Here is a 26,129-nt window from a genome sequence, read left to right as displayed (position 1 = left end):
AAGACTATGAATGCAGACTCCGCTCTGTACATCCCGCCTTACAAGGCAGACGACCAAGACATCGTCGTCGAACTGAATTCCCGCTTTGGCGCCGAGACCTTCACCGTCCAGGCCACCCGCACCGGCATGCCGGTGCTCTGGGTTGCCCGTGAGCGCCTGATCGACGTCCTCACCTTCCTGCGCAATGTGCCCAAGCCGTACGTCATGCTCTATGACCTGCACGGTGTCGACGAGCGCCTGCGCACCCACCGTCGCGGCCTGCCGGGTGCCGACTTCAGCGTGTTCTACCACCTGATGTCGCTCGAGCGTAATAGTGACGTGATGATCAAGGTGGCCTTGTCCGAGGGCGACCTCAACCTGCCCACCGCCACCCGTATCTGGCCGAACGCCAACTGGTACGAGCGTGAGGTCTGGGACATGTACGGGATCACCTTCAACGGTCACCCGCACCTGACCCGCATGCTGATGCCGCCGACCTGGGAAGGCCACCCGCTGCGCAAGGACTACCCGGCGCGCGCCACCGAGTTCGATCCCTACGCGCTGTCCGCCGCCAAGCAGGACCTCGAGCAGGAAGCCCTGCGCTTCAAGCCCGAAGACTGGGGCATGAAGCGCCACGGCGAGAACGAGGACTTCATGTTCCTCAACCTCGGCCCGAACCACCCGTCCGCCCACGGTGCGTTCCGTATCATCCTGCAGCTGGATGGCGAAGAGATCCTCGATTGCGTTCCGGAGATCGGCTACCACCACCGTGGCGCCGAGAAGATGGCCGAGCGTCAGTCCTGGCACAGCTTCATTCCCTACACCGACCGCATCGACTACCTCGGCGGCGTGATGAACAACCTGCCGTACGTGCTCTCGGTCGAGAAGCTCGCCGGCATCAAGGTGCCGCAGCGCGTCGATGTCATCCGCATCATGATGTCGGAGTTCTTCCGCATCCTGAACCACCTCCTCTACCTGGGTACCTACATCCAGGACGTGGGCGCGATGACCCCGGTGTTCTTCACCTTCACCGACCGCCAGCGCGCCTACAAGGTCGTCGAAGCCATCACCGGCTTCCGCCTGCACCCGGCCTGGTACCGCATCGGCGGCGTCGCCCACGACCTGCCGCGCGGCTGGGACAAGCTGGTCCGCGAATTCCTCGACTGGATGCCCAAGCGCCTGGACGAGTACGAAACCGCCGCCCTGAAGAACAGCATCCTGCGTGGCCGTACCATCGGCGTTGCCCAGTACAACACCAAGGAAGCGCTGGAATGGGGCACCACCGGCGCCGGCCTGCGCGCCACCGGCTGTGACTTCGACCTGCGTAAGGCCCGCCCCTACTCCGGCTACGAGAACTTCGAGTTCGAAGTTCCGCTGGCCCACAATGGCGACGCCTACGACCGCTGCATGGTCAAGATGGGCGAAATGCGCCAGAGCCTGCGCATCATCGAGCAGTGCCTGAAGAACATGCCGGAAGGCCCATACAAGGCCGACCACCCGCTGACCACGCCGCCGCCGAAAGAGCGCACGCTGCAGCACATCGAAACCCTGATCACCCACTTCCTGCAGGTTTCCTGGGGCCCGGTCATGCCGGCCAACGAAGCCTTCCAGATGGTGGAAGCGACCAAGGGCATCAACAGCTACTACCTGACGAGCGATGGCAGCACCATGAGCTACCGGACCCGTATCCGGACGCCCAGCTTCGCGCACCTGCAGCAGATTCCGTCGGTGATCAACGGCAGCATGATCGCTGACCTGATCGCCTATCTGGGCAGTATCGACTTCGTTATGGCCGACGTGGACCGCTGATCATGAGTACCCTTATCCAGACTGATCGTTTCGAACTCAGCGAAACCGAGCGCTCGGCCATCGAGCACGAGATGCATCACTACGAGGACTCCCGCGCGGCGTCCATCGAAGCCCTGAAGATCGTCCAGAAGCAGCGCGGCTGGGTGCCGGACGGCGCCATTCCGGCCATCGCCGATATCCTCGGCATTCCGGACAGCGACGTCGAAGGTGTTGCTACCTTCTATAGCCAGATCTTCCGCCAGCCGGTCGGCCGCCACATCATCCGCGTCTGCGACAGCATGGTCTGCTACATCGGCGGCCACGAGTCAGTGGTTGGCGAGATCCAGAAGCAGCTGGGCATCGGCCTCGGCCAGACCACCGCCGACGGCCGCTTCACCCTGCTGCCGGTGTGCTGCCTGGGCAACTGCGACAAGGCCCCGGCGATGATGATCGACGACGACACCTTCGGCGACCTGCGTCCCGACGGCGTCGCCAAACTGCTGGAGGCCTACGCATGAGTCGCCTCACCTCCTACGGCACGCCCAACCGCACTGCGCGCGCGGCCGAAACCCATCCGCTGACCTGGCGCCTGCGTGACGACGGCGCTCCGGTCTGGCTGGAGGAATACCAGTCGAAGAACGGCTACGCCGCCGCGCGCAAGGCGCTGGCGCAGATGGCCGCCGACGACATCGTCCAGACCGTCAAGGACTCCGGCCTCAAGGGCCGCGGCGGTGCGGGCTTCCCCACCGGCGTGAAGTGGGGCCTGATGCCCAAGGACGAATCCCTCAACATCCGCTACCTGCTGTGCAACGCGGACGAGATGGAGCCCAATACCTGGAAGGACCGCATGCTCATGGAGCAGCTGCCGCACCTGCTGGTGGAAGGCATGCTGATCTCCGCGCGCGCCCTCAAGGCCTACCGCGGCTACATCTTCCTGCGCGGCGAGTACGTCGACGCCGCCCGCAACCTGAACCGCGCCATCGAGGAAGCCAAGGCCGCAGGCCTCTTGGGCAAGAACATCCTCGGCAGCGGCTTCGATTTCGAGCTGTTCGTGCACACCGGCGCCGGCCGCTACATCTGTGGCGAAGAAACCGCGCTGATCAACTCGCTGGAAGGCCGCCGCGCCAACCCGCGATCCAAGCCGCCCTTCCCCGCCGCCGTCGGCGTCTGGGGCAAGCCTACGTGCGTGAACAACGTCGAGACCCTGTGCAACGTACCGGCGATCGTCGAGCACGGCGTCGACTGGTACAAGGGCCTCGCCCGTCCGGGCAGCGAGGACATGGGCACCAAGCTCATGGGCTTCTCCGGCAAGGTGAAAAACCCCGGTATCTGGGAACTGCCCTTCGGCCTGCCGGCCCGCGAGCTGTTCGAGGACTACGCCGGCGGCATGCGCGACGGCTACAAGCTCAAGTGCTGGCAGCCGGGCGGCGCCGGTACCGGCTTCCTCCTGCCGGAACACCTCGATGCCCTGTTCTACGCCGGCGGCGTCGCCAAGGTCGGCACCCGTATGGGTACCGGTCTCGCCATGGCGGTGGACGACAGCGTCAACATGGTTTCCCTGCTGCGCAACATGGAAGAGTTCTTCGCCCGCGAATCCTGCGGCTGGTGCACGCCGTGCCGCGACGGCCTGCCGTGGAGCGTGAAGGTCCTGCGCGCACTGGAGAAAGGCGAAGGTGCCCAGGGCGACCTGGAAACCCTCGAGCAGCTCGTCAACTTCCTCGGCCCAGGCAAGACCTTCTGTGCCCACGCACCGGGTGCCGTCGAGCCGCTGGGCAGCGCACTGAAGTATTTCCGTCCCGAGTTCGAAGCGGGCATTTCCCGCCAGGCTCAGGCCGTACAAGCACCGCAGACCGTCGGCGCTTGATGCTTTGTTCGCCGGGCGCACGCGCCCGGCGTTGTTTCGTTGCAGTGCCGCGGCATGCCGCCGGCCCGATGAAACCGTGATTTCTATTAGCCACGCCCGCTGACAACGGGCCAACGAAGACTTAGACCCATGGCCACGATTCACGTAGACGGCAAGACGTTAGAAGTCGATGGAGCGGACAACCTGTTGCAGGCCTGTCTCTCCCTCGGTCTCGACATCCCCTACTTCTGCTGGCACCCGGCGCTCGGTAGCGTCGGCGCATGCCGCCAGTGCGCGGTCAAGCAGTACACCGACGAGAACGACAAACGCGGTCGTCTCGTCATGTCCTGCATGACCCCCGCCACCGACAACACCTGGATTTCCATCGAGGACGAAGAGGCCAAGCAGTTCCGCGCCAGCGTCGTCGAATGGCTGATGACCAACCACCCACACGACTGCCCGGTCTGCGAGGAAGGCGGTCACTGCCACCTGCAGGACATGACGGTGATGACCGGCCACAACCAGCGCCGGTACCGCTTCACCAAGCGCACCCACCAGAACCAGGAGCTCGGCCCGTTCATCGCCCACGAGATGAACCGCTGCATCGCCTGCTACCGCTGCGTCCGTTACTACAAGGACTACGCCGGCGGCACCGACCTGGGCGTGTATGGCGCGCACGACAACGTCTATTTCGGCCGCATCGAGGACGGCGTGCTGGAGAGCGAATTCTCCGGCAACCTGACCGAGGTCTGCCCGACCGGCGTGTTCACCGACAAGACCCACTCCGAGCGCTACAACCGCAAGTGGGACATGCAGTTCGCCCCGAGCATCTGCCAGGGCTGCTCCAGCGGCTGCAACATCAGCCCCGGCGAGCGCTACGGTGAAATCCGCCGCATCGAGAACCGCTACAACGGCTCGGTGAACCACTACTTCCTGTGCGACCGCGGCCGCTTCGGCTACGGCTACGTCAACCGCGAAGACCGTCCGCGCCAGCCGCAGCTGATGCTGAGCAAGCAGAAGCTCTCGCTGGACGGCGCCCTGGACCAGACCGCTGCCCTGCTGAAAGGCCGCAAGGTCATCGGTATCGGCTCGCCGCGCGCCAGCCTGGAAAGCAACTACGCCCTGTCCGCACTGGTCGGCGCGCAGAATTTCTACAGCGGCATCTCCGCTGACGAACTGCAGCGTCTGCAGCTGGTCCTGAAAGTCATGCAGGACGGCGCGCTGCCGGTGCCGACCATCCGCGACATCGAAGACCACGACGCGGTATTCGTGCTCGGCGAAGACCTGACCCAGACCGCTGCCCGTATCGCCCTGGCCCTGCGTCAGTCGGTGAAGGGCAAGGGCGAGGACATGGCCGCCGCGATGAAGATCCAGCCGTGGCTCGACGCCGCGGTGAAAACCATCGCCCAGCATGAGATGAACCCGCTGTTCATCGCCAGCCTGGATGAAACCCGCCTGGACGACGTCGCCGCCGAATGCGTGCACGCCGCCACCGAAGACCTGGCGCGCCTGGGCTTCGCCGTGGCCCACGCCATCGACCCGAGCGCCCCGGCCGTGGCCGGCCTCGACGCCGAAGCCGCCGCCCTGGCCCAGCGCATCGCCGATGCCCTGGTGGCCGCCAAGCGTCCGCTGGTCATCTCCGGCACCTCGCTGGGCAGCAACGCCCTGATCGAAGCCGCAGCCAACATCGCCAGCGCGCTGAAGAACCGCGAGAAGAACGGCTCCCTGAGCCTGGTGGTTCCGGAAGCCAACAGCCTGGGCCTGGCCCTCTTCGGCGGTGAATCCGTCGAGAAAGCGCTGGAGCAACTGACCTCCGGCGCCGCCGATGCCGTGGTGATCCTGGAGAACGACCTGTACCGCCGCGCCGACGCTGCCGCTGTCGATGCCGCCCTGGCCGCCGCGAAGATCGTCGTGGTCGCCGACCACCAGCAGACCGCCACCACCGCCAAGGCCACCGTGTTGTTGCCGGCCGCCAGCTTCGCCGAAGGCGATGGCACCCTGGTCAGCCAGGAAGGCCGCGCCCAGCGCTTCTTCCAGGTCTTCGATCCGACCTACTACAACGCCGACAACCTGGTCCGCGAAGGCTGGCGCTGGCTGCATGCGCTGCACAGCACCCTCGAAGGCAAGCGTGTCGACTGGACCCAGCTGGACCACGTGATCGACGCTGTCGTCGCTGACAAGCCGCAACTGGCCGGCATCCGCGACGCTGCGCCGAACGCCGCGTTCCGCATCAAGGGCCTGAAGCTGGCGCGCGAGCCACACCGCTACTCCGGCCGTACCGCCATGCGCGCCAACATCAATGTCAGCGAGCCGCGTCAGCCGCAGGACATCGACTCCGCGTTCGCCTTCTCCATGGAAGGCTACGCCGGCAGCGCCGAACCGCGTCAGCAGATTCCGTTCGCCTGGTCCCCGGGCTGGAACTCCCCGCAGGCCTGGAACAAGTTCCAGGACGAAGTCGGTGGTCATCTGCGCGCCGGCGATCCGGGCGTACGCCTGATCGAGGCCAAGGGCCAGGCCCTGTGGTTCAGCGAGATTCCCGCGCCGTTCCACACCGCCGCCAGCCAGTTCAAGGTGGTGCCCTTCTATCATCTGTTCGGCAGCGAGGAGAACTCCGCCAAGGCCGCCCCGGTGCAGGAGCGCATCCCGCAGACCTACGTCGCCCTGGCCAAGTCCGAGGCTGACCGTCTGGGCGTCAACGAAGGCGCGATCATCCGCCTGACCGTCAAGGGCCAGGAACTGCGCCTGCCGCTGCGCGTGAGCGAAGAGCTCGGTGCTGGCCTGGTCGCCCTGCCGATCGGTCTGCAAGGCATTCCCGCCGGTGTCATCGGCGCTGTCGCTGAAGGTCTGCAGGAGGCTGCGCAATGAGCTGGCTGACACCCGCCATCGTCGACATCCTGATCGAGGTCATCAAGGCCATCGTCATCCTGCTCGCTGTGGTCGTCTGCGGCGCGCTGCTCAGCTGGGTCGAGCGTCGCCTGCTCGGCCTCTGGCAGGACCGCTACGGTCCGAACCGGGTCGGCCCCTTCGGTGCCTTCCAGCTCGGCGCCGACATGCTGAAGATGTTCTTCAAGGAAGACTGGACCCCGCCGTTCGCCGACAAGATGATCTTCACCCTCGCCCCCATGATCGCCATGGGGGCGCTGCTGGTGGCCTTCGTCGTCATCCCGATCACCCCGACCTGGGGCGTGGCGGACCTGAACATCGGCATCCTGTTCTTCTTCGCCATGGCTGGCCTGACCGTCTATGCGGTGCTGTTCGCCGGCTGGTCGAGCAATAACAAGTTCGCCCTCCTCGGCAGCCTGCGCGCCTCGGCCCAGACCATCTCCTACGAGGTGTTCCTGGCCCTGTCGCTGATGGGCATCGTGGCTCAGGTCGGCTCGTTCAGCCTGCGCGACATCGTCGATTACCAGGCCGAGCACATGTGGTTCATCATCCCGCAGTTCTTCGGCTTCATGACCTTCTTCGTCGCCGGCGTCGCCGTGACTCACCGTCACCCGTTCGACCAGCCCGAAGCCGAGCAGGAACTGGCCGACGGTTACCACATCGAGTACGCCGGCATGAAATGGGGCATGTTCTTCGTCGGCGAGTACATCGGCATCGTGCTGGTGTCCGCGCTGCTGGCGACCCTGTTCTTCGGCGGCTGGCACGGTCCCTTCGGCATCCTGCCGCAGATCCCGTTCATCTGGTTCGCCCTGAAAACCGGCTTCTTCATCATGATGTTCATTCTGCTGCGGGCCTCCATCCCACGCCCGCGCTATGACCAGGTGATGGCCTTCAGCTGGAAGTTCTGCCTCCCGCTGACCCTGATCAACCTGCTGGTGACCGGCGCTGTCGTGCTGGCCAGCCAGTAAGGAGTACGACCATGATCAAGTACATTTTCGACGTGGTGCACGGCACCTACACCCAGTTGCGCAGCCTGGTGATGATCTTCGGTCACGCCTTCCGCAAGCGTGACACCCTGCAATACCCGGAAGAACCCGTGTACCTGCCGCCGCGCTACCGCGGCCGCATCGTGCTCACCCGCGACCCCGATGGCGAGGAGCGCTGCGTTGCGTGCAACCTGTGCGCCGTGGCCTGCCCGGTCGGCTGCATCTCTCTGCAGAAGGCCGAGACCGATGACGGTCGCTGGTACCCCGAGTTCTTCCGCATCAACTTCTCCCGCTGCATCTTCTGCGGCCTGTGCGAAGAAGCCTGCCCGACCACCGCGATCCAGCTGACCCCGGATTTCGAGATGGGCGAGTTCAAGCGCCAGGATCTGGTCTACGAGAAGGAAGACCTGCTGATCTCCGGCCCCGGCAAGAACCCGGACTACAACTTCTACCGCGTTGCCGGCATGGCGATTGCCGGCAAGCCGAAAGGCGCCGCGCAGAACGAAGCCGAACCGATCAACGTCAAGAGCCTGCTGCCGTAAGGAGACGTCGCGTGGAATTCGCTTTCTACTTCGCCGCCGGCGTCGCCGTGCTGGCAACCCTGCGGGTCATCACCAACAGCAATCCGGTGCATGCCCTGCTCTATCTCATCGTTTCGCTCCTCGCCGTATCGATGACCTTCTTCAGCCTCGGCGCCCCGTTCGCCGGTGCCCTGGAGATCATCGTCTACGCCGGCGCGATCATGGTGCTGTTCGTCTTCGTGGTGATGATGCTCAACCTCGGCCCGGCCATCGCCGAACAGGAACGCAAGTGGCTCAAGCCCGGCGTCTGGATCGGCCCCGGCGCGCTGTCCCTGGTGCTGATGGTCGAGCTGCTGTGGATGTTGTCGCGTACCCCGAGCGGTGCCGGCATCGGCCATACCATCGTGGACGCCAAGGCCGTGGGCATCAGCCTGTTCGGCCCGTACCTGCTGGTCGTCGAACTGGCCTCGATGTTGCTGCTGGCGGCACTGGTCGCCGCCTACCACCTCGGCCGCCACGAAGCGAAGGAATAACACCATGAACGCAATCCCTCTCGAACACGGACTGGCGCTCGCCGGTGTGCTGTTCTGCTTCGGCCTGGTGGGCCTGATGGTACGACGCAACATCCTGTTCGTACTGATGAGCCTGGAAGTGATGATGAACGCCGCCGCGCTGGCCTTCGTGGTCGCCGGTAGCCGCTGGGCGCAGCCCGACGGCCAGGTGATGTTCATCCTGGTGCTCAGCCTGGCCGCGGCCGAGGCCAGCATCGGCCTGGCGATCCTGCTCCAGCTGTATCGCCGCTTCCATACCCTCGATATCGACGCTGCCAGCGAGATGCGCGGATGAACCTGCTGCCCCTTACATTCCTGTTCCCCCTGGTCGGCTTCCTGCTGCTGTCTTTCTCCCGCGGCAAGTGGTCGGAAAACTTCTCGGCACTGGTGGGTGTCGGCTCCGTGGGCCTCGCGGCCCTCTCCGCCTTCTGGGCGATCTGGAGCTTCCACAGCAACCCGCCCGAAGGTGGCGCCTACAGCCTGGTGCTGTGGCAGTGGATGAACGTTGGCGACTTCAAGACCAACTTCACCCTCTACCTGGACGGCCTGTCGGTCACCATGCTCGGCGTGGTCACCGGCGTCGGCTTCCTGATCCACCTGTTCGCCTCCTGGTACATGCGCGGTGAAGCCGGCTACTCGCGCTTCTTCGCCTACACCAACCTGTTCATCGCCAGCATGCTGTTCCTGGTGCTCGGCGATAACCTGCTGTTCGTGTACTTCGGCTGGGAAGGCGTGGGCCTGTGCTCCTACCTGCTGATCGGCTTCTACTTCAGCCACGTGCCCAACGGCAATGCGGCGCTGAAGGCGTTCATCGTGACCCGCGTGGGTGACGTGTTCTTCGCCATCGGCATGTTCATCCTGTTCCAGCACCTGGGCACGCTGAACATCCAGGAGCTGCTGGTCCTGGCTCCGCAGCACTTCGCCAAGGGCGACCTGTGGGTCAACCTGGCGGCACTGATGCTGCTCGGCGGCGCCGTCGGCAAGTCCGCGCAGTTGCCGCTGCAGACCTGGCTGGCCGACGCGATGGCCGGCCCGACCCCGGTCTCCGCGCTGATCCACGCCGCCACCATGGTGACCGCGGGCGTCTACCTGATCGCCCGCTGCCACGGCCTGTTCGAGCTGGCTCCGAACGTCCTGGAGCTGGTCGGCATCGTCGGCGCCGTGACCCTGGTGCTGGCCGGCTTCGCCGCCCTGGTGCAGACCGACATCAAGCGCATCCTCGCCTACTCGACCATGAGCCAGATCGGCTACATGTTCCTGGCCCTGGGCGTGGGCGCCTGGGGTGGCGCGATCTTCCACCTGATGACCCACGCCTTCTTCAAGGCCCTGCTGTTCCTTGCTTCCGGTGCGGTGATCGTCGCCTGCCACCATGAGCAGAACATCTTCAAGATGGGTGGTCTGTGGAAGAAGCTGCCGCTGGCCTATGCGAGCTTCGTGGTCGGTGGTGCGGCCCTGGCCGCCCTCCCCTTCCTGACCGCCGGCTTCTACTCCAAGGACGAGATCCTCTGGGAAGCCTTCGCCAGTGGTCACCAGAACCTGCTGATCGCAGGGCTCGTCGGCGCGTTCATGACCTCGCTGTACACCTTCCGCCTGATCTTCATCGCTTTCCACGGCGAAGCGAAGACCGAAGCGCACGCCGGCCATGGCATCAGCCACTGGCTGCCGCTGGGCGTCCTGATCGTGCTGTCCACCTTCATCGGCGCGATGATCACCCCGCCGCTGGCCGGCGTCCTGCCGGAAAGCGCCGGTCACGCCGGTGGCGAAGCCAAGCACAGCCTGGAAATCGCCTCGGGCGCCATCGCTATCGCCGGTATCCTGCTGGCGGGCCTGCTGTTCCTCGGCAAGCGCCGCTTCGTCAGTGCCGTCGCCCAGAGCGCGCCGGGCCGCTTCTTCGGCACCTGGTGGTTCCATGCCTGGGGCTTCGACTGGGTGTACGACAAGCTGTTCGTGAAACCCTACCTGCTGATCTGCCGCCTGCTGGCTGCGGACCCGATCGACAAGTCGCTTGTCCTGGTTCCGCTCACCGCCCGCGGTGGTCACAAACTCCTCAGCCTCACCGAGAACGGCCGCCTGCGTTGGTACGCCGCTTCCCTGGTGGGCGGCGCCGCGCTGCTCCTCGGCGCGCTGCTGTTGGCTTAAAACTTCACGAATGAGATTGAGCCCGACATGATTCTGCCCTGGCTAATCCTGATCCCCTTCATCGGCGGCTTCCTTTGCTGGATCGCCGAGTACACCAGCAAGACCCTGCCCCGCTGGGTCGCGCTGGGGTCGATGACCCTGACCCTCGCCCTCAGCCTGTGGGTGTGGCACACCGGTGACTTCCAGCTGGCGCCCGCGCCGGGCGGCGAGCCGCAATGGACCCTCGAGTTCAAGCTGGCCTGGATCGAGCGCTTCGGTATCAGCGTGCACCTGGCGATGGACGGCCTGTCCCTGCTGATGGTCGCCCTGACCGGTCTGCTCGGCGTGCTCTCCGTGCTCTGCTCCTGGAACGAGATCCAGCGCCGCATCGGCTTCTTCCACCTGAACCTGCTGTGGATCCTGGGCGGCGTGATCGGCGTGTTCCTCGCCGTCGACCTGTTCCTGTTCTTCTTCTTCTGGGAAATGATGCTGGTGCCGATGTACTTCCTCATCGCGCTCTGGGGTCATAGCTCGGACGACGGCAAGAAGACCCGCATCTACGCCGCCACCAAGTTCTTCATCTTCACCCAGGCCAGCGGCCTGGTGATGCTGGTGGCGATCCTGGGCCTGGTGTTCGTGCACTACAACAGCACCGGCGTACTGACCTTCAACTACGCCGACCTGCTGAAGACCCAGATGCCGCCGCACACCGAGTGGCTGCTGATGCTCGGCTTCTTCGTCGCCTTCGCGGTGAAGATGCCGGTGGTACCGGTGCACTCCTGGCTGCCGGACGCCCACGCCCAGGCGCCGACCGCCGGTTCCGTCGACCTGGCGGGCATTCTGCTGAAGACCGCCGCCTACGGCCTGATCCGCTTCGGCCTGCCGCTGTTCCCCAACGCTTCCGCCGAGTTCGCTCCGGTTGCCATGACCCTCGGTCTGATCGGCATCTTCTACGGCGCCTTCCTGTCGTTCGCCCAGACCGACATCAAGCGCCTGGTCGCCTACTCCTCCGTGTCGCACATGGGCTTCGTCATCATCGGCATCTACTCCGGCAGCCCGCAGGCGCTGCAGGGCGTGGTGATCCAGATGATCGCCCACGGCCTCTCCGCCGCCGCGCTCTTCATCCTGTGCGGCCAGCTGTACGAGCGCCTGCACACCCGTGACATGCGCAAGATGGGTGGCCTGTGGTCGCGCATTCCGTACCTGCCGGCCGTGGCGCTGTTCTTCGCCACCGCCTCGCTGGGTCTGCCGGGCACCGGTAACTTCGTCGGCGAATTCCTGATCCTGCTGGGCAGCTTCAAGGTCGTTCCGGTGATCACCGTGATCGCCACCTTCGGCCTGGTGTTCGGCTCGGTCTACTCGCTGATCATGATTCACCGCGCGTACTTCGGCCCGTCCAAGTCCGACACCGCCATCGCCGGCCTGAACGCCCGCGAACTGCTCATGGTGCTCGGCCTGGCGGTACTGCTGGTCCTGCTCGGTGTCTACCCGCAGCCGGTCCTCGACACCTCCGCGGCAACCATGCACGGCGTCCAGCAATGGCTGGGCTCCGCCCTCTCCACCCTGGCAGCACGGTAAGCGCGACATGACCTTCACGATCCAACACTTCATCGCGCTCCTGCCACTGCTCATCACCAGCGCCACCCTGGTGGTGGTGATGCTCGCGGTAGCCTGGAAGCGTAACCACTCGTTGACCGCCACCCTCTCGGTAATCGGTCTGAACCTGGCGTTGCTGTCGATCTTCCCGGTGCTGAAAGTCACCCCGATCGAAGTCACCCCGCTGATGCTGGTGGACAACTTCGCCTGCTTCTACATGGCCCTGATCCTGATCGGCGCCCTGGCCTGCACTACGCTCGCCCATGCCTACATGGAGAGCTACCCGGGCAACCGCGAAGAGCTCTACCTGCTCCTGCTGCTGGCCACCGCCGGCGGCCTGGTGCTGGTCAGCGCGCAGAACCTGGCCGGCCTGTTCATCGGCCTGGAACTGCTGTCGGTGCCGGTCTACGGCATGGTGGCCTACGCCTTCTTCAACAAGCGCACCCTGGAAGCGGGCATCAAGTACACCGTGCTGTCCGCCGCCGGTTCGGCCTTCCTGCTGTTCGGCATGGCCCTGCTCTACGCCGAATCCGGCAGCCTGGGCTTCTCCGCCATCGGCGCGTCCCTGGCCGAAGGCACCAGTCATGGTCCGCTGCTGTCCATCGGCGTCGGCATGATGGTCGTCGGCCTGGGCTTCAAGCTGTCGCTGGCACCCTTCCACCTGTGGACCCCGGACGTCTACGAAGGCGCCCCGGCCCCGGTGGCCGCGTTCCTCGCCACCGCCAGCAAGGTCGCCGTGTTCGCCGTTTTGCTGCGCCTGTTCCAGATCGCTCCGGCGGCCCTGAACAACGGTCTGCTGCATGACGCCATCGCGGTCATCGCCATCGCCTCGATCCTGATCGGCAACCTGCTGGCGCTGACCCAGAGCAACATCAAGCGTCTGCTCGGCTACTCCTCCATCGCCCACTTCGGCTACCTGCTGATCGCGCTGGTGGCGAGCAAGGGCCTGGCCGTGGAAACCGTCGGCGTCTACCTGACCACCTATGTCGTCACCACCCTCGGCGCCTTCGGCGTGGTCACCCTGATGTCCACTCCGTACAGCGGCCGCGACGCCGACGCGCTGTTCGAGTACCGCGGCCTGTTCTGGCGCCGTCCGGTGCTGACCGCGGTGATGACCGTGATGATGCTGTCCCTGGCCGGCATCCCGCTGACCGCCGGCTTCATCGGCAAGTTCTACGTGGTCGCCACCGGCGTCGAAGCCCACCTGTGGTGGCTGGTCGGCGCCCTGGTACTGGGCAGCGCCATCGGCCTGTTCTACTACCTGCGCGTCATGGTGACCATGTTCCTGGTCGAGCCGAACATGAAGCGCCACGACGCGCCCCTGGACTGGGCCCAGCGCGCTGGCGGCATGATGCTGGTGGCCATCGCCCTGCTCGCCTTCTTCCTCGGCGTGTACCCGCAGCCGCTGCTGGACATCCTGCAGCACACGGGTCTGGCCATCGCCGGCTGAGATCGACAGGCATGAAAAACCCCGCTTCGGCGGGGTTTTTTATTGAGCTGGATTCCTGCCGTAAGACTTCACGGCTTTTCGTGCTCAGCCCTACCCCGCTGGCGTGTGCGTTTCGCCTTCACGCCCGGTGAACAGATCCCACGAGGCGATGAACAAAGCGGCGATCAGCGGGCCGATGACGAAGCCGTTCAGCCCGAACAGCGACATGCCGCCAAGGGTGGAAATCAACACCACGTAGTCCGGCATCTTGGTGTCCTTGCCGACCAGGATCGGGCGCAGGATGTTGTCCACCAGGCCGATCACCAGTACGCAGAACAAAGTCAGTACCACGCCCTGCCAGATGGCCCCGGTGAGCAGGAAGTAAGCAGCCACCGGCACCCAGATCAGCCCCGCGCCGATGGCCGGCAGCAGCGAGAGAAACGCCATCAGGGTGCCCCAGAGCAGCGAGCCCTGGATGCCGAGGAACCAGAAGATCAGCCCGCCCAGCGCGCCCTGGGTCGCGGCCACGGCGATGTTGCCCTTCACCGTGGCGCGGATCACCGTGGTGAACTTGGTGAACAGGTGCTGCTTGTGATCGACGCTCAGCGGCACCGCCTGCTTGATGCGACGCCCCAGGGCCGGGCCGTCGCGCAGGAGGAAGAACAGCAGGTAGAGCATGATGCCGAAGCTGATGACGAAGTCGAAGGTGTTCTGACCGATGCTGAAAGCCTTGGTCGCCACCAGTTGGCTGACCTGCATGGCGCCCCTGGACAGTTTCTCCTGCAGGCCGGAGAGATCGGTCAGGTCGAAACGCTCCAGCCAGTGGTAGGCCCAGCGCGGCAACGCATCCATCACTGCCTTGAAGTACGCGGCGAAATTGAGATCGCCCGACTTGAGCTGCTGGTAGACCGTCGTCCCCTCCTGCACCAGCGCTCCGGCAATGAAGATCATCGGCAGGATCACGATCAGCAGGCAGATCGTCAGCGAGATCAGTGCCGCCAGGTTGTTCCGACCGTTCAGGCGCACGCGCAGGCGGCGCTGCAGCGGAGCGAAGATGATCGCCAGGATGGTGCCCCAGAACACCGCGCCGTAGAACGGCAACAGCAACCAGGCAAAGGCGATGGTGACCACCGCCAGGAGGAGCAGGAACGTCCGGTATTCCAGTTTCGATTCGAACATGAGCAGGTCCGGAAGAAGGGGGAAACCTGCCCATTAGTCAGCAGTCGGCCTGCCGAGTGCAACTTTTGCGGTGCGAATGCCGCCTTACAGCACCATCGCCGCCGCCCAGCCGAAGGCCAGCAGCGGCAGGTTGTAGTGCAGGAAGGTCGGCACTACGGTATCCCAGATGTGGTTGTGCTGGCCGTCCACGTTGAGACCCGAGGTCGGACCCAGGGTGGAGTCCGACGCCGGCGAACCCGCATCCCCCAGCGCGCCGGCGGTGCCGACGATACTGACGATGGCCAGCGGGCCGAAGCCCAGTTGCACCGCCAGCGGGACGAAGATGGCCGCGATGATCGGCACGGTGGAGAAGGACGAGCCGATGCCCATGGTCACCAGCAACCCCACCAGCAACATGAGGAATGCGCCCCAGGCCTTGCTGTGGCCGATCCAGGCGGCCGCCGCTTCGACCAGGGTGGCAACCTGCCCGGTCGCCTTCATCACCTCGGCGAAACCGGCGGCGGCGATCATGATGAAGCCGATCATCGCCATCATCTTCATGCCTTCGGTGAACAGGTCGTCGGCCTCCTTCCAGCGCACCACGCCAGACAGGGAGAACACCAGGAAGCCCACCAGCGCGCCGAGGATCATGGAGTCCAGCCACAGTTGCACGACGAATGCTGCCACCACCGCCACCCCTGCCACCGCCAGGCTCATCGGGCTGTAGGGCGTACTCACCCGCTCGGCCTGCTCGATGCGCTCCAGGTCATAGCTGCGCTTGCGCCGGTAGCTGAACAGCACCGCGATCAGCAGGCCGCAGACCATGCCCAGCGCCGGGATCAGCATGGCCCGGCTGACGTCCACACCGTTGACATCCACGCCACTGCGCGCGACGTTGGCCAGCAGGATTTCATTGAGGAAGATGTTGCCGAAGCCTACCGGCAGGAACATGTAGGGCGTGATCAGGCCGAAGGTGATCACGCAGGCGATCAGCCGGCGGTCGATTTGCAGCCGGGTCAGTACATAGAGCAGCGGCGGCACCAGCAGCGGGATGAAGGCAATGTGGATCGGCAACAGGTTCTGCGAAGAGATCGCCACCAGCAGCAGAAGCCCGATCAGCAGCCACTTGAAGCCGGCCGGCGCTTCGTCCTGGTGCCGCCCAAGCATCGCCAGTGCACGGTCGGCCAGCGCATGAGCCATGCCGGAGCGCGCGATGGCCACGGCAAAGGCACCCAGCATCGCGTAGGACAGCGCCACCGTCGCGCCGCCGCCCAGGCCGGCATTGAACGCCTTGAGCGTGCCCTCCATGCCCAGGCCGCCGAGCAGCCCGCCCGTCACGGCACCGGCGATCAGCGCCACCACCACATGCACGCGACACAGGCTCAGCACCAGCATCAAGCCAACGGCGATCAGCACCGCATTCATCTCATCTCTCCTTCACAACCGGGCCCGCAGGTCTTGCGGCAGGCAAAAGGCGCGTACTCTGCCGAACCCCTCCCGGCCTGTCAAAAAGCCTGTTGAATCAAAGCCTTTCGGATAACAGACGGCGCAATTTCGACAGGACTTTCGCCTTGGCGAGCACACTTTTTGCTGAGAAAACGCTGCCTGTGGAACGGGCACACCAGAATCGCCTGTTTTTTGGCGATTCCTCCTGCCACCGATCAAGAAGGGGCGGAAAAGGCCGATAACCCGGCAGCCCCGAGTTTTCCTGCTCAAGGACATGACCATGCTTCTCCGCCGCCTTTCCATCCAATGGAAGATCACGCTGCTCGCCGGCCTCTGCCTGCTGGGCGTGGTGTCGCTGTTGTCCGGCCTCTCCGTGTTCCGCACCCAGCACAGCACCGCGCTGGTCAAGGAATCCAGCACGCGCATGCTCGACGAAGCCGCCCAGGCGCGCCTGCGCTCGCGCGGTGAAGTCCAGGCGATGCGCATACAGCGCTACATCATGGACGCCTACCAGTACGGCAAGGGCTTCTCGCGGCAGGTGATGTTCCTCCGCGACCAGGCGCAGAAGCGCTTCCTCGATGCCTACGACCTGCGCGAGGACCTCACCCGCCAGGTGAAGACCGCCCTGGAAGGCAACCCCGAACTGCTGGGGCTCTACGTGGCCTTCGAACCCAACGCCCTGGACGGCAAGGACCAGCTGTTCGCCGGCCAGGCCGAGATCGGCAGCAACGATGCCGGGCGCTTTTCGCTGTACTGGTCGCAGGCGACGCCGGGCAAGCTCGAATCCGAAGCGACCAACGAAGCCACCCTCGCCGACACCAGCCCCGGCCCGAGCGGCGCACCCTACAACGCCTGGTTCACCTGCCCCAAGACCACCGGCCAACCCTGTGTACTCGACCCGTATTTCGATCAGGTCGGCGACCGCAAGATGCTGATGACCAGCATCGCCTTCCCGCTGGAACTGGAGGGCAAGATCGTCGGCGTGATGGGCCTGGACATCAGCCTGGAAAAGCTCCAGGAGATCAGCCGCCAGGGCAGCCAGGAACTGTATGACGGCCAGAGCAAGGTCAGCATCGTCAGCGCCGCCGGCCTGCTCGCCGGACACAGTGCAGACGCCAAGCTGCTGGGCAAGAAGCTGCAGGAGGTCTATCCGCAGCAAGGCGCGCAGCTGATGCAGTCCATTGCCGGCAACCACGAACAGGTACTGCGTCAGGATGACCAGTTGCAGGTCATCGAGCCGCTGCAACCGATCCCCGGCTCCAAGCCCTGGGCCGTCCTCCTCGAAGTGCCGCAACAGACACTGCTCGGCCCGGCCCTCGCCCTGCAGGAGCAGCTCGACGAGCAGCGCACCCAGGGCACCCTCTCCCAGCTTGGCTTCGGCCTGGTCGCAGTGCTGATCGGCCTGTTCGCCATGTGGCTCACCGCCCGTGGAGTGACCCGGCCGATCCTGGGCGTCGCCGCCATGCTGCGCAACATCGCCAGCGGCGAGGGCGACCTTACCCGGCGCCTGGATTACTCGGGCAAGGACGAGCTGGGCGAGCTGGCCGGCTGGTTCAACCGCTTCCTCGACAAACTGCAGCCGATCATCCGCGACGTGAAATCCTCGGTGCAGGACGCCCGTGCCACCGCCGACCAGTCCTCGGAAATCGCCAGCCAGACCAGCGCGGGCATGCAGCAGCAGTTCCGTGAAGTCGACCAGGTCGCCACCGCCTCCCAGGAAATGAGCGCCACCGCCCACGACGTTGCCAACAGCGCGGCCATGGCCGCCGAAGCCGCCCGGGGTGCCGACGGCGCGACCCGTGACGGTCTCAACGTGATCGACAACACCACCCGCCTGATCGACGAACTGGCCAGCGACATGAGCAGCGCCATGAGCCAGGTGGAAGGCCTCGCAGCGAGCAGCGAGCAAATCGGCTCGGTGCTGGAAGTGATCCGCGGCATCGCCGAGCAGACCAACCTGCTGGCGCTCAACGCGGCCATCGAAGCGGCCCGTGCCGGCGAGGCCGGGCGTGGCTTCGCGGTGGTTGCCGACGAGGTGCGCAACCTCGCGCGGCGCACCCAGGATTCGGTGGAGGAAATCCGCCAGGTCATCGAGGGCCTGCAGAACGGCACCCGCGATGTGGTCGGCGCGATGAACAACAGCCATCGCCAGGCGCAGGACAGCGTGAGCCAGGTCGAGCAGGCCGTGGCCGCGCTCAAGCGCATCGGTGACGCGGTCAGCGTGATCACCGACATGAACCTGCAGATCGCCAGCGCGGCCGAGGAGCAGAGCGCGGTGGCCGAGGAGATCAACCGCAATGTGGCGGGGATTCGTGACGTGACCGAATCGCTGTCCAGCCAGGCGCAGGAGTCGGCGCAGGTGAGCCAGTCGCTGAACAAGCTGGCCAACCATCAGCAGGGGTTGATGGATCAGTTCCGCGTCTGACCCTGATTTTCGGTGCTCGGGCTTTCCCCTCACCCCAGCCCTCTCCCGAGGGAGAGGGGGCAGTCCGCAGCAGTTGGTGAGGTTGCCGCTCTTCCTGCGCCATTGTTTGCCGGCTAACGCCGATCCTTCCGTGCACGCCGAACGGTCCCCTCTCCCTCTGGGAGAGGGTTAGGGTGAGGGCCAGCCCGACCGGCGATCTATCCCGTAGGAGCGGACTCTGTCCGCGATCCGCCGGCAAGGCCGGCGTCAGGCACGGCACGGCACGGCGTCAATCGCGGACGGAGTCCGCTCCTACGAAAGCAACACCTCAGGTCGTGCGACGCGGCAATTCGACCACCACGCGTAACCCACCCAGCGCGCTCGATTCCAGCTTCAAACCGCCGCCACAAGCCGCCGCGATATCCCGCGCGATACCCAGTCCCAGGCCATGCCCCGCGACCTGCTCGTCCAGTCGCGTGCCGCGCTCCAGTACACTTGCGCGCTGGTCCTCGGCGATCCCGGGGCCGTCATCGTCCACGCTCAGCCGATAGGTCTCGGCGCCCTTCTCCACCGCCAGCCGAACCCGGGCATCCGCCCACTTGCAGGCGTTGTCCAGCAGGTTGCCGAGCATCTCCAGCAGGTCCTCACGGTCGAACGGCAGCCGCAGGCCCGGCGTAGCCTGCCACTCGATATTCAGGTGTTCGCCATGGATCAGCCGCAGCATCTCGCACAGGCTGGGCAGCTCCGCATCGCAGTCGAAATGCGCGCCGGGCAGCGCTTCCCCCACCAAGCGGGCACGCCCCAGCTCGCGAGCCAGGCGCTGGTCGATCTGCTCCAGTTGTTCCTGCAGCACGCGACGCAACTCCGGGTGCTCGCGCACCTCATCGCGGTCGGCAAGGCTGATCAGCACGGCCAGGGGCGTTTTCAGCGCATGGCCAAGGTTGCCCAGTGCATTGCGCGAGCGGCGCAGAGTGTCCTCGGTGTGCTGCAGCAGGTGGTTGACCTGCTCCACCAGCGGCTCCAGTTCCTGCGGCACCTGACGGTCAAGCTGGCTGCGCTGCCCTTCCTGCAACTGCGCGATCTGCTGACGCACGCGCTCCAGCGGACGCAGTGCGCGGCGGACGGTGAAACCCTGGAAGACCAGGATCAACAGCAAGGCCGCCGCACCTGCGCCCAGGCCAACGTTGCGCAGACGTTTGAAGCGCTTGAGGACCGGCGTGTAATCCTGCGCCACGACAATCCTCAGCTGCTTGCCATAGCGCTTGTAGTCGCCGCGATAGACCAGCAGGCGCTGCCCCTCCGGGCCTTTTTCCAGATCCCGGACCAGGCCCTTGTGTTCGGGCAATGCCAGCTCACGGTCCCACAGCGAACGGGAACGCCAGGTGACGTCATCGAAGCGAATGACGAAATAGCGCCCGGAGAACAGGCGCTCGTAGACGGCGTCCACCCGCTGGTCATCCAGTTGCAGGCCGGCCGGCCCGCGCATGATGCCCACCAGCAGGCTTTCCGCTTCGTCCTGCAGGCCCTCGGCCAGGTAGCGACGCAGGCCCTGGTCGAACAGCCAGAGTCCGGTCTGCGCCAGTACCAGGCCGACCACCACCAGCACCACGCCGAGCCCGAGGCCGAGCCGGCGCTGGATCGACATCAACGGGCGGCTCCACCGGCAGTCCCGGTATAGCGGTAACCCTGGCCCCGGCGGGTCTCGATGATCTCGCGGCCGAGCTTGCGACGCAGGTGGTTGATGTGCACCTCGATGACGTTGGAGTCGCGTTCGGTCTCCCCGTCGTAGAGGTGTTCGGCGAGGTGCGACTTCGACAGCAACTGGCCGGGATGCAGCATGAAATAGCGCAGCAGGCGGAACTCGGCGGAGGTCAGATCGACATCCTTGCCATCCTGCTGCACGCATTGCCGCGCCTCATCCAAGGTCAACCCCGCCACTTCCAGCTGGCTCTGGTTGGCCAGGCCACGGGCGCGGCGCAGCAGCGCCTGGATGCGCAACAGCAATTCTTCGGGATGGAAGGGTTTGGTGAGGTAATCGTCGGCGCCGGCCTTCAGGCCGTCGATACGCTCCGCCCAGGAACCGCGCGCGGTGAGGATCAACACCGGCGTTACCAGCCCCAGTCCGCGCCATTCGCGCAGCACGTCCAGGCCAGGGCGGCCCGGCAGGCCGAGGTCGAGGATGATCAGGTCATAGGGCTCGCTGGCACCCTGCACGGCCGCGTCGCGGCCGTCGGCCAGCCAGTCGACGGCATAGCCCTGTCGCGCCAGGGTCGCCAGCAACTCATCGGCCAGGGGGACGTGGTCTTCCACCAGCAACAGGCGCATCAGTCGTCTTCCTTATCCTTGAGGATGCGGCCGTCGCGGGCATCCAGTTCCAGTTCGCGCACCACGCCATCGACGGTGAGCAACTCCACCTCATAAATGTAGGCGTCGTGTTCCTTCTCCAGCTCCGCCTCCAGCAGTTTCGAACCCGGGTAGCGGGCCTGGGCGATAGGCAGGATTTCCTCGAACGGGCGGATCACCCCTTCACGACTCAACCGCAGGGCCTCGTCCTGGCTCAGGTCATGGGCCTGCGCGGCAGCGGCCGACAGGGCGAGCGCGATGGCCAGAAGGGCCCTGCGCGGCAAATCGATCTTCATCAGTCGTCCTGGCGATCCTTGATGATTGCGCCACTCACCGCATCGAGTTCGACATCCCATTTCACGCCCTGGGCGTCCTTGATATCGACCTTGTAGAGGTAGCGGCCATGTTCCAGTTCAAGCTCGCTATCGTACACCGATCCGCCCGGATGCTTGCCCAGCGCGGCCTGGTTGAGCGCTTCGAAGTCGCGGATGGTGCCGGCATCGCGCAAGCGCAGCGCTTCGTCCGGGCCGATGTCGTGGGCCATCGCCGCGGCGGCCCCGAGCAGCAGCGCGGTGGCGGCAGTCAGGAGGATCAGCGGTTTCATGGGCAAATACCTTGTCTGAAATGACATCGTCCTCAGACTAAGGTGAAGGACTTAATTCAAGCTGAATCGGCAAGCGTCATTCACCCGCTGAAGTATCCTTGCTTCTTGTACACAGGCTCTATAATCGCTGGCCTGCACCCGCGAGGCCCGCATGACCGCCATCCAGATCAAATCCCCCTCCCTCACCCTCAAGGCCGGCAGCCGCGCCCTCAAGCGCATCCGCGAGCAGGGCCTGGCCCCCGCCGACGTCGGCATCCTCCCGGGCGCCGCCGGCGGCCCGAAGGCGCTGGGAATCCAGGGCCTGGACCTGGCGCTGTTCGGCGAATGGCTGCCACGGGCACCGCGCGAGCGCTCGCTGATTGGCGCCTCCATCGGCTCCTGGCGCTTCGCCAGCGCCTGCCTGCCTGACCCCGCCGAGGGTATCCGTCGCCTTGGCGAGCTCTATACCCAGCAGCGATTCGCCCGCAATGCGAGCATCACCGATGTCTCGAACAGCTGCGCGAAGATGCTCGACGACCTGCTCGACGGCCGCGACGCCAGCGTGCTGGACAACCCCTGGTACCGCCTCAACGTCGTGGTGGTGAAGAGCCACGGCCGCCTCTCCCAGGACGGCAAGGCCAACCTCGGCCTGGGGCTGGGCGCGGTGATTCGCGACAACCTGGTGGGCCGCCGCCATCTGCACCGGCACTTCGAGCGGCTGATCATCCATGACGCGCGTCGCGCACCACCGCTGGAACCGCTGTCGGACTTCCCCTCGCGCTACCTGCACCTGGACCTGGTCAACCTGCGCCACGCGCTGCTCGCCTCCGGCTCCATCCCGATGGTGATGGAAGGCGTGCGCGACATTCCCGGCGCCGGCCCCGGCACCTACCGCGACGGCGGCCTGCTCGACTATCACCTCGACCTGCCCTACCTGCCCGAAGGCGTGGTGCTCTATCCGCACTTCACCGACAAGGTGATCCCCGGCTGGTTCGACAAGGGCCTGCCCTGGCGGCGTGGCGACGCCGGCCGTCTGCAGGACGTGCTGCTGCTCGCGCCATCTAGGGAATACCTGGCGCGGCTGCCGCACAACAAGCTGCCGGACCGCAAGGACTTCCACCGCTACCTGGGCGACGACGCCGGTCGCGAGCGCTACTGGCACAAGGCGATGGACGAAAGCCGGCGGATGGGCGACGAGTTCCTTGAACTGGTAGACAGCGGCCGGTTGGGAGAACGTCTGCAGCCGCTGACATAATCGACGCGACTCACCGACTCGACAGGGACTCACCATGCGCCGTCCAGCTTCACTCCTTTTCGCCGCGTTCCTGCTGGCCTGCACGGGCGCGCACGCAGCCCTCAATGCCAAGGCGCAACGGGAAATCACCCAATTGCTGGACTTTGTCGAGCACAGTGATTGCCGCTTCATCCGCAACGGCAGCGAGTACCCGGGCAACGAGGCCCGCGCGCATCTGCAGAAGAAGCTCGACTACCTGGAGAACAAGGACCTGGTGAGCAGCGCCGAAGACTTCATCGAGCGCGCCGCCAGCAAGAGCAGCATGAGCGGCAAGCCCTACCAGGTCAGTTGCCCAGGCGGTACGCAGGACACCTCTACCTGGTTGAACACCGAGCTCAAGCGCCTGCGTCAGGGGCAGTGAACTCCATCACGGCGGATAACGCTGCGCGTTATTCGCCCTACCTAGAGCAGAAGCATCGCGGACGGAGTCCGCTCCTACGGGGGCAACTCACCCCGGCTGCCCATCCACCCGCGGCTGCCAGAACATCGGCCCGTAATGCCAGGCGAACAGCAGGAAGGCTGCCACCCAGCAGGCGGCCGCCAGGCTCAGGCCCTGCATCGGCAGCCAGACCACCAGCAGCACCCGGCACAGCACACCCAAGTTCAGTAGCGCGAACGCCCAGGCCATGGCCTTCGGCGGCTGCAAGGGGCGGCCCGTGTGGCCGAGGCTGACACGGGCGATCATCGCCAGGATCAGGCCACCCACTCCACCGACCGTCAACGCGTGAAGCGGCAGGCTGACGGAGACCGGCACGCCGAAATTCCACGCCGCCATCCCCGCCGGGGCCAGCAGCATCCACAGATAGGCCAGGTGCAGCGACCACAGCAGCGGTAGGCCCCAGATGCCCTTGTCGCGCCAGCGCCACAGGCGGATCAGGTGGCCCAGCGCAAGTACCGCGAACAGCGCTCCCACCAACGGCTGCGGCGCGAGACCAAAGCCAGTCGCCGTCAGCACGGCCACCAGCATCGTGCCCGCCAGCAGCACATTGTCCAGCCACGGCCAGGCCGGCACCTGCGTGGTGCGCCCCAGGCCACGCTGGGTGAAGAAGGGAATGACCCGCCCGCCGATCAACCCCATCAGGGCCGCCACCAGCCAGAGCGCGGCCAGTACCCCACCGCGCTGCCAGTTCTCGTTGCCGCTCCAGAGGCCCAGCATCACCTGCGCGTCGGCCAGGGTGAGCAGCGTCAGCACCGCAATCACCGGGTAGTTGCGCACCTGCTTCACCTGCCACAGGCTGCGTCCGACGAAGAACGCCAGCGCCGGCAGGAAGGCCAGTTCCAGCGGGGTAACCAGCCACGGCGGCGCACCGCCGAGCCAGGCGAGACGTGCCGCCAGCCAGAGGCAGGACAGGATCATCAGCGGACGCCCGCTGACGCCGGGCCGGCCGGTCCAGGTCTGCACGGCGGTCAACAGGAAGCCGGCAATGATGGCGCTGGCGAAGCCGAAGAGCATTTCATGACGGTGCCAGGCCAGCCAGCCGCCCAGCGGTTCCCAGGCCGGCAACAGGCCGAGCAGCACCGCCGCCCAGGCGGCGATGCCGATCAGCGCGAACAGTGCGCCGCCGAGGAAGAATGGGCGGAAGCCCAGGCGCCACAACGGCGCGATGGTCAACAGAGCTTTGCGATCAACCAGCAACACAGCATGCCTCCCAACCTTCCTTGCGCATCTGATGCTGGGCAATGAGCCGCAGCACATAACCCAGCTTCAGCGATGTAGGACCGAGGATGGTGAGCGCGTGGGACGCGACTATCGCCGGCAGCGACAGGCCGGCGTCGACGACGTAGGCTCCGGTAATGCCCACCAGAAACAGCGCGACCCCACTGCCGAGCAGACTCGACGACATCACCAGGTTCCGTCTGGGGCAAGCGAAAAGACCGTCCATCACACACCTCCTCGATTGGACCGGCCCGCGAGCGGGCCGGGTATTTCAGCTTCAGGCCTCCAGCACGCTGGCCGGGCCGAAGAACTCGTAGTGAGTCTGTTGCTCGGGCACGCCGAGCTCGCGCAGATGGCGCTTCACCTGGGCCATGAAGGGCTTGGGCCCGAGGAAATAGGCGTCCAGGTCGCGGTTGGCCGGCAGCCACTGGCCCAGCAGGTCGCGACTGAGAAAGCCCTCGGCATGTGCCTCGTCCTGCTCGCGCGGTTCGCTGTAGCAGAAGTAATGCAGCAGGTGCGGATGGGCCTCGGACTGCGCTTCGATCCAGTCGCGGAAGGCATGCACGCCGCCATGACGGGCGCAGTGGATGAAGTGCACCTCGCGTCCAGCGTCCAGGGCCTGCTTGAGCATCGCCAGGGCCGGGGTAATGCCCACGCCGGCGGTGATCAGCGCCAGCGGCTTCTGGCCGTCGCGCAGGAAGAAGTCGCCGGCCGGCGGGAACAGGTCGATCTCGTCGCCCACCTTCATCTCGTCGTGCAGATGGTTGGATACCTTGCCTTCCGCCTCACGCTTGACGCTGATGCGGTACTCGCGGCCGTTGGGCGCATCGGAGAGCGAATAGGTGCGACGCAGCTCCTCGCCATCCAGCTCCAGGCGCAAGCCAATGTACTGGCCGGGCTGGAAGTCCAGCAGCGCGCCACCGTCCACTGGCTGGAAGTAGAAGGAGGTGATCTCTTCGCTCTCGACATCCTTGCGGGCAATGCGGAAGCGCCGCGCACCACGCCAGCCGCCGGGCTGCTCGGCGTTCTGCTGGTACACCGATTCCTCGGCGCCGATCAGGATGTCGGCCAGTTGGCCGTAGGCCGCGGCCCAGGCATCGATCACCGCCTGGGTGGCGATTTCCTCGCCGAGGACTTCGCGGATCGCCCGCAGCAGGCAGCTGCCGACGATCGGGTAGTGCTCCGGCAGGATCTGCAGGGCGGCATGCTTGTTGACGATCTTCGCCACCAGCGGGCCGAGCTGCTCCAGTTCGTCGATGTGGCGGGCGTACATCAGGACACCGTTGGCCAGAGCGCGGGGCTGGTCGCCGGACGCCTGGTGCGCCTGGTTGAACAGCGGACGTACTTCCGGGTATTCGCTCAGCATCATCTTGTAGAAGTGCTGGGTCAGCGCCTCGCCGCCGGTCTCCAGCAGCGGGACGGTGGCCTTGACCAGGGTACGGTGTTCGGTGGACAGCATCGGTATCTCCTCGGGTTGGCCAGTTAGAGAGTGGTCTGCCTGTGCTTTCTGTCAGATGCATTTCAGAAAACGTGCCAACCCTGCAGCCCAG

23 protein-coding genes are annotated in these 26,129 nt (G+C 65.6%); 14 read left to right on the top strand and 9 right to left on the bottom strand.

Annotation, left to right across the window (positions count from 1 at the left end):
• The first annotated feature begins 6 nt into the window (after window positions 1-6).
• From nuoC to nuoN, 11 genes are all read left to right on the top strand, one after another.
• Window positions 7-1,788, top strand: coding sequence for an NADH-quinone oxidoreductase subunit C/D (gene nuoC / locus ACQ5BL_RS05155; protein WP_243804826.1), 1,782 nt, complete (start codon window positions 7-9; stop codon window positions 1,786-1,788).
• Complete coding sequence (gene nuoE, locus ACQ5BL_RS05150; protein WP_169887231.1) at window positions 1,785-2,285, top strand: NADH-quinone oxidoreductase subunit NuoE; 501 nt, start codon at window positions 1,785-1,787, stop codon at window positions 2,283-2,285. Before nuoC ends, nuoE begins: the two co-directional genes overlap by 4 nt.
• Window positions 2,282-3,631, top strand: a complete 1,350-nt coding sequence (gene nuoF / locus ACQ5BL_RS05145) for an NADH-quinone oxidoreductase subunit NuoF (protein ID WP_207883118.1) — start codon at window positions 2,282-2,284, stop codon at window positions 3,629-3,631. The genes nuoE and nuoF overlap by 4 nt, the downstream gene beginning before the upstream one ends.
• Before the next feature lie 129 nt (window positions 3,632-3,760).
• Window positions 3,761-6,475 carry an NADH-quinone oxidoreductase subunit NuoG gene (nuoG, locus tag ACQ5BL_RS05140; RefSeq protein ID WP_243804827.1) on the top strand — a complete coding sequence of 905 codons (2,715 nt, stop codon included), beginning with the start codon at window positions 3,761-3,763 and terminating at the stop codon, window positions 6,473-6,475.
• Entirely contained in the window at window positions 6,472-7,461 is a 990-nt protein-coding gene (gene nuoH / locus ACQ5BL_RS05135; protein ID WP_017517114.1) for an NADH-quinone oxidoreductase subunit NuoH, read from the top strand. Before nuoG ends, nuoH begins: the two co-directional genes overlap by 4 nt.
• 11 nt (window positions 7,462-7,472) lie before the next feature.
• Window positions 7,473-8,021 (top strand): NADH-quinone oxidoreductase subunit NuoI, encoded by a 549-nt coding sequence (nuoI, locus tag ACQ5BL_RS05130; protein ID WP_015477483.1) that lies wholly within the window; start codon window positions 7,473-7,475, stop codon window positions 8,019-8,021.
• An 11-nt stretch (window positions 8,022-8,032) separates the two neighbouring features.
• The gene (nuoJ, locus tag ACQ5BL_RS05125) at window positions 8,033-8,533 is read left to right on the top strand and encodes an NADH-quinone oxidoreductase subunit J (RefSeq protein ID WP_207883116.1); all 501 of its coding nucleotides are present in this window, start codon (window positions 8,033-8,035) and stop codon (window positions 8,531-8,533) included.
• Window positions 8,534-8,537: 4 nt separating this feature from the next.
• Window positions 8,538-8,846, top strand: coding sequence for an NADH-quinone oxidoreductase subunit NuoK (nuoK, locus tag ACQ5BL_RS05120; protein ID WP_207883115.1), 309 nt, complete (start codon window positions 8,538-8,540; stop codon window positions 8,844-8,846).
• Window positions 8,843-10,690, top strand: a complete 1,848-nt coding sequence (gene nuoL, locus ACQ5BL_RS05115) for an NADH-quinone oxidoreductase subunit L (RefSeq protein ID WP_207883114.1) — start codon at window positions 8,843-8,845, stop codon at window positions 10,688-10,690. Before nuoK ends, nuoL begins: the two co-directional genes overlap by 4 nt.
• Window positions 10,691-10,717: 27 nt before the next feature.
• Window positions 10,718-12,247: an NADH-quinone oxidoreductase subunit M gene (gene nuoM, locus ACQ5BL_RS05110; RefSeq protein ID WP_207883112.1), complete on the top strand. Its 1,530-nt coding sequence runs from the start codon at window positions 10,718-10,720 to the stop codon at window positions 12,245-12,247.
• A gap of 7 nt (window positions 12,248-12,254) precedes the next feature.
• On the top strand, window positions 12,255-13,715 hold the full coding sequence (nuoN, locus tag ACQ5BL_RS05105; RefSeq protein ID WP_207883110.1) for an NADH-quinone oxidoreductase subunit NuoN: 1,461 nt from the start codon (window positions 12,255-12,257) through the stop codon (window positions 13,713-13,715).
• A 90-nt stretch (window positions 13,716-13,805) separates the two neighbouring features.
• Here nuoN and ACQ5BL_RS05100 read toward each other — a convergent pair whose 3' ends face one another.
• Together ACQ5BL_RS05100 and ACQ5BL_RS05095 are read right to left on the bottom strand one after the other, a co-directional pair.
• Window positions 13,806-14,873 carry an AI-2E family transporter gene (locus tag ACQ5BL_RS05100; protein ID WP_243804828.1) on the bottom strand — a complete coding sequence of 356 codons (1,068 nt, stop codon included), beginning with the start codon at window positions 14,871-14,873 and terminating at the stop codon, window positions 13,806-13,808.
• A gap of 84 nt (window positions 14,874-14,957) precedes the next feature.
• Window positions 14,958-16,277: a Na+/H+ antiporter family protein gene (locus ACQ5BL_RS05095; protein WP_430292852.1), complete on the bottom strand. Its 1,320-nt coding sequence runs from the start codon at window positions 16,275-16,277 to the stop codon at window positions 14,958-14,960.
• 301 nt (window positions 16,278-16,578) lie between these two features.
• Here ACQ5BL_RS05095 and ACQ5BL_RS05090 point away from each other — a divergent pair, with 301 nt between their 5' ends.
• Window positions 16,579-18,723 carry a methyl-accepting chemotaxis protein gene (locus ACQ5BL_RS05090; protein WP_243804830.1) on the top strand — a complete coding sequence of 715 codons (2,145 nt, stop codon included), beginning with the start codon at window positions 16,579-16,581 and terminating at the stop codon, window positions 18,721-18,723.
• Window positions 18,724-19,030: 307 nt separating this feature from the next.
• On the opposite strand, the gene ACQ5BL_RS05085 is transcribed toward ACQ5BL_RS05090, so the two are convergent.
• Genes ACQ5BL_RS05085 through ACQ5BL_RS05070 form a run of 4 tightly spaced genes read right to left on the bottom strand, consistent with a single transcriptional unit; the run spans window position 19,031 to window position 21,649 of the window.
• The gene (locus ACQ5BL_RS05085; RefSeq protein ID WP_243804831.1) at window positions 19,031-20,350 is read right to left on the bottom strand and encodes an ATP-binding protein; all 1,320 of its coding nucleotides are present in this window, start codon (window positions 20,348-20,350) and stop codon (window positions 19,031-19,033) included.
• Window positions 20,347-21,027 carry a response regulator transcription factor gene (locus ACQ5BL_RS05080; RefSeq protein WP_207883100.1) on the bottom strand — a complete coding sequence of 227 codons (681 nt, stop codon included), beginning with the start codon at window positions 21,025-21,027 and terminating at the stop codon, window positions 20,347-20,349. Before ACQ5BL_RS05080 ends, ACQ5BL_RS05085 begins: the two co-directional genes overlap by 4 nt.
• On the bottom strand, window positions 21,027-21,341 hold the full coding sequence (locus ACQ5BL_RS05075) for a PepSY domain-containing protein (RefSeq protein WP_243804832.1): 315 nt from the start codon (window positions 21,339-21,341) through the stop codon (window positions 21,027-21,029). The genes ACQ5BL_RS05080 and ACQ5BL_RS05075 overlap by 1 nt, the downstream gene beginning before the upstream one ends.
• Window positions 21,341-21,649, bottom strand: a complete 309-nt coding sequence (locus ACQ5BL_RS05070) for a PepSY domain-containing protein (protein ID WP_207883096.1) — start codon at window positions 21,647-21,649, stop codon at window positions 21,341-21,343. The genes ACQ5BL_RS05075 and ACQ5BL_RS05070 overlap by 1 nt, the downstream gene beginning before the upstream one ends.
• Before the next feature lie 151 nt (window positions 21,650-21,800).
• On the opposite strand from ACQ5BL_RS05070, the gene ACQ5BL_RS05065 reads away from it, so the two are divergent.
• Complete coding sequence (locus ACQ5BL_RS05065) at window positions 21,801-22,883, top strand: patatin-like phospholipase family protein (RefSeq protein WP_243804833.1); 1,083 nt, start codon at window positions 21,801-21,803, stop codon at window positions 22,881-22,883.
• Window positions 22,884-22,917: 34 nt separating this feature from the next.
• On the top strand, window positions 22,918-23,283 hold the full coding sequence (locus ACQ5BL_RS05060; RefSeq protein ID WP_243804834.1) for a DUF5329 domain-containing protein: 366 nt from the start codon (window positions 22,918-22,920) through the stop codon (window positions 23,281-23,283).
• 87 nt (window positions 23,284-23,370) lie between these two features.
• Here ACQ5BL_RS05060 and ACQ5BL_RS05055 read toward each other — a convergent pair whose 3' ends face one another.
• From ACQ5BL_RS05055 to hmpA, 3 genes are read right to left on the bottom strand one after another with little or no spacing between them, the layout of a single operon-like run.
• On the bottom strand, window positions 23,371-24,561 hold the full coding sequence (locus ACQ5BL_RS05055; RefSeq protein WP_207883089.1) for an NnrS family protein: 1,191 nt from the start codon (window positions 24,559-24,561) through the stop codon (window positions 23,371-23,373).
• Complete coding sequence (locus ACQ5BL_RS05050; RefSeq protein ID WP_207883087.1) at window positions 24,548-24,805, bottom strand: transmembrane sensor/regulator PpyR; 258 nt, start codon at window positions 24,803-24,805, stop codon at window positions 24,548-24,550. The genes ACQ5BL_RS05055 and ACQ5BL_RS05050 overlap by 14 nt, the downstream gene beginning before the upstream one ends.
• 51 nt (window positions 24,806-24,856) lie before the next feature.
• A complete protein-coding gene (hmpA, locus tag ACQ5BL_RS05045; RefSeq protein ID WP_207883085.1) occupies window positions 24,857-26,038 on the bottom strand; it encodes an NO-inducible flavohemoprotein in 1,182 nt (393 codons plus the stop codon).
• Window positions 26,039-26,129: the final 91 nt, after the last annotated feature.

It is taken from the genome of Pseudomonas sp. B1-22 (assembly GCF_050474425.1).
Lineage (GTDB): Bacteria > Pseudomonadota > Gammaproteobacteria > Pseudomonadales > Pseudomonadaceae > Pseudomonas.
The sequence above is the reverse complement of the archived record's forward strand: the minus strand, read 5'-3'. Positions and strand labels throughout refer to the sequence as shown.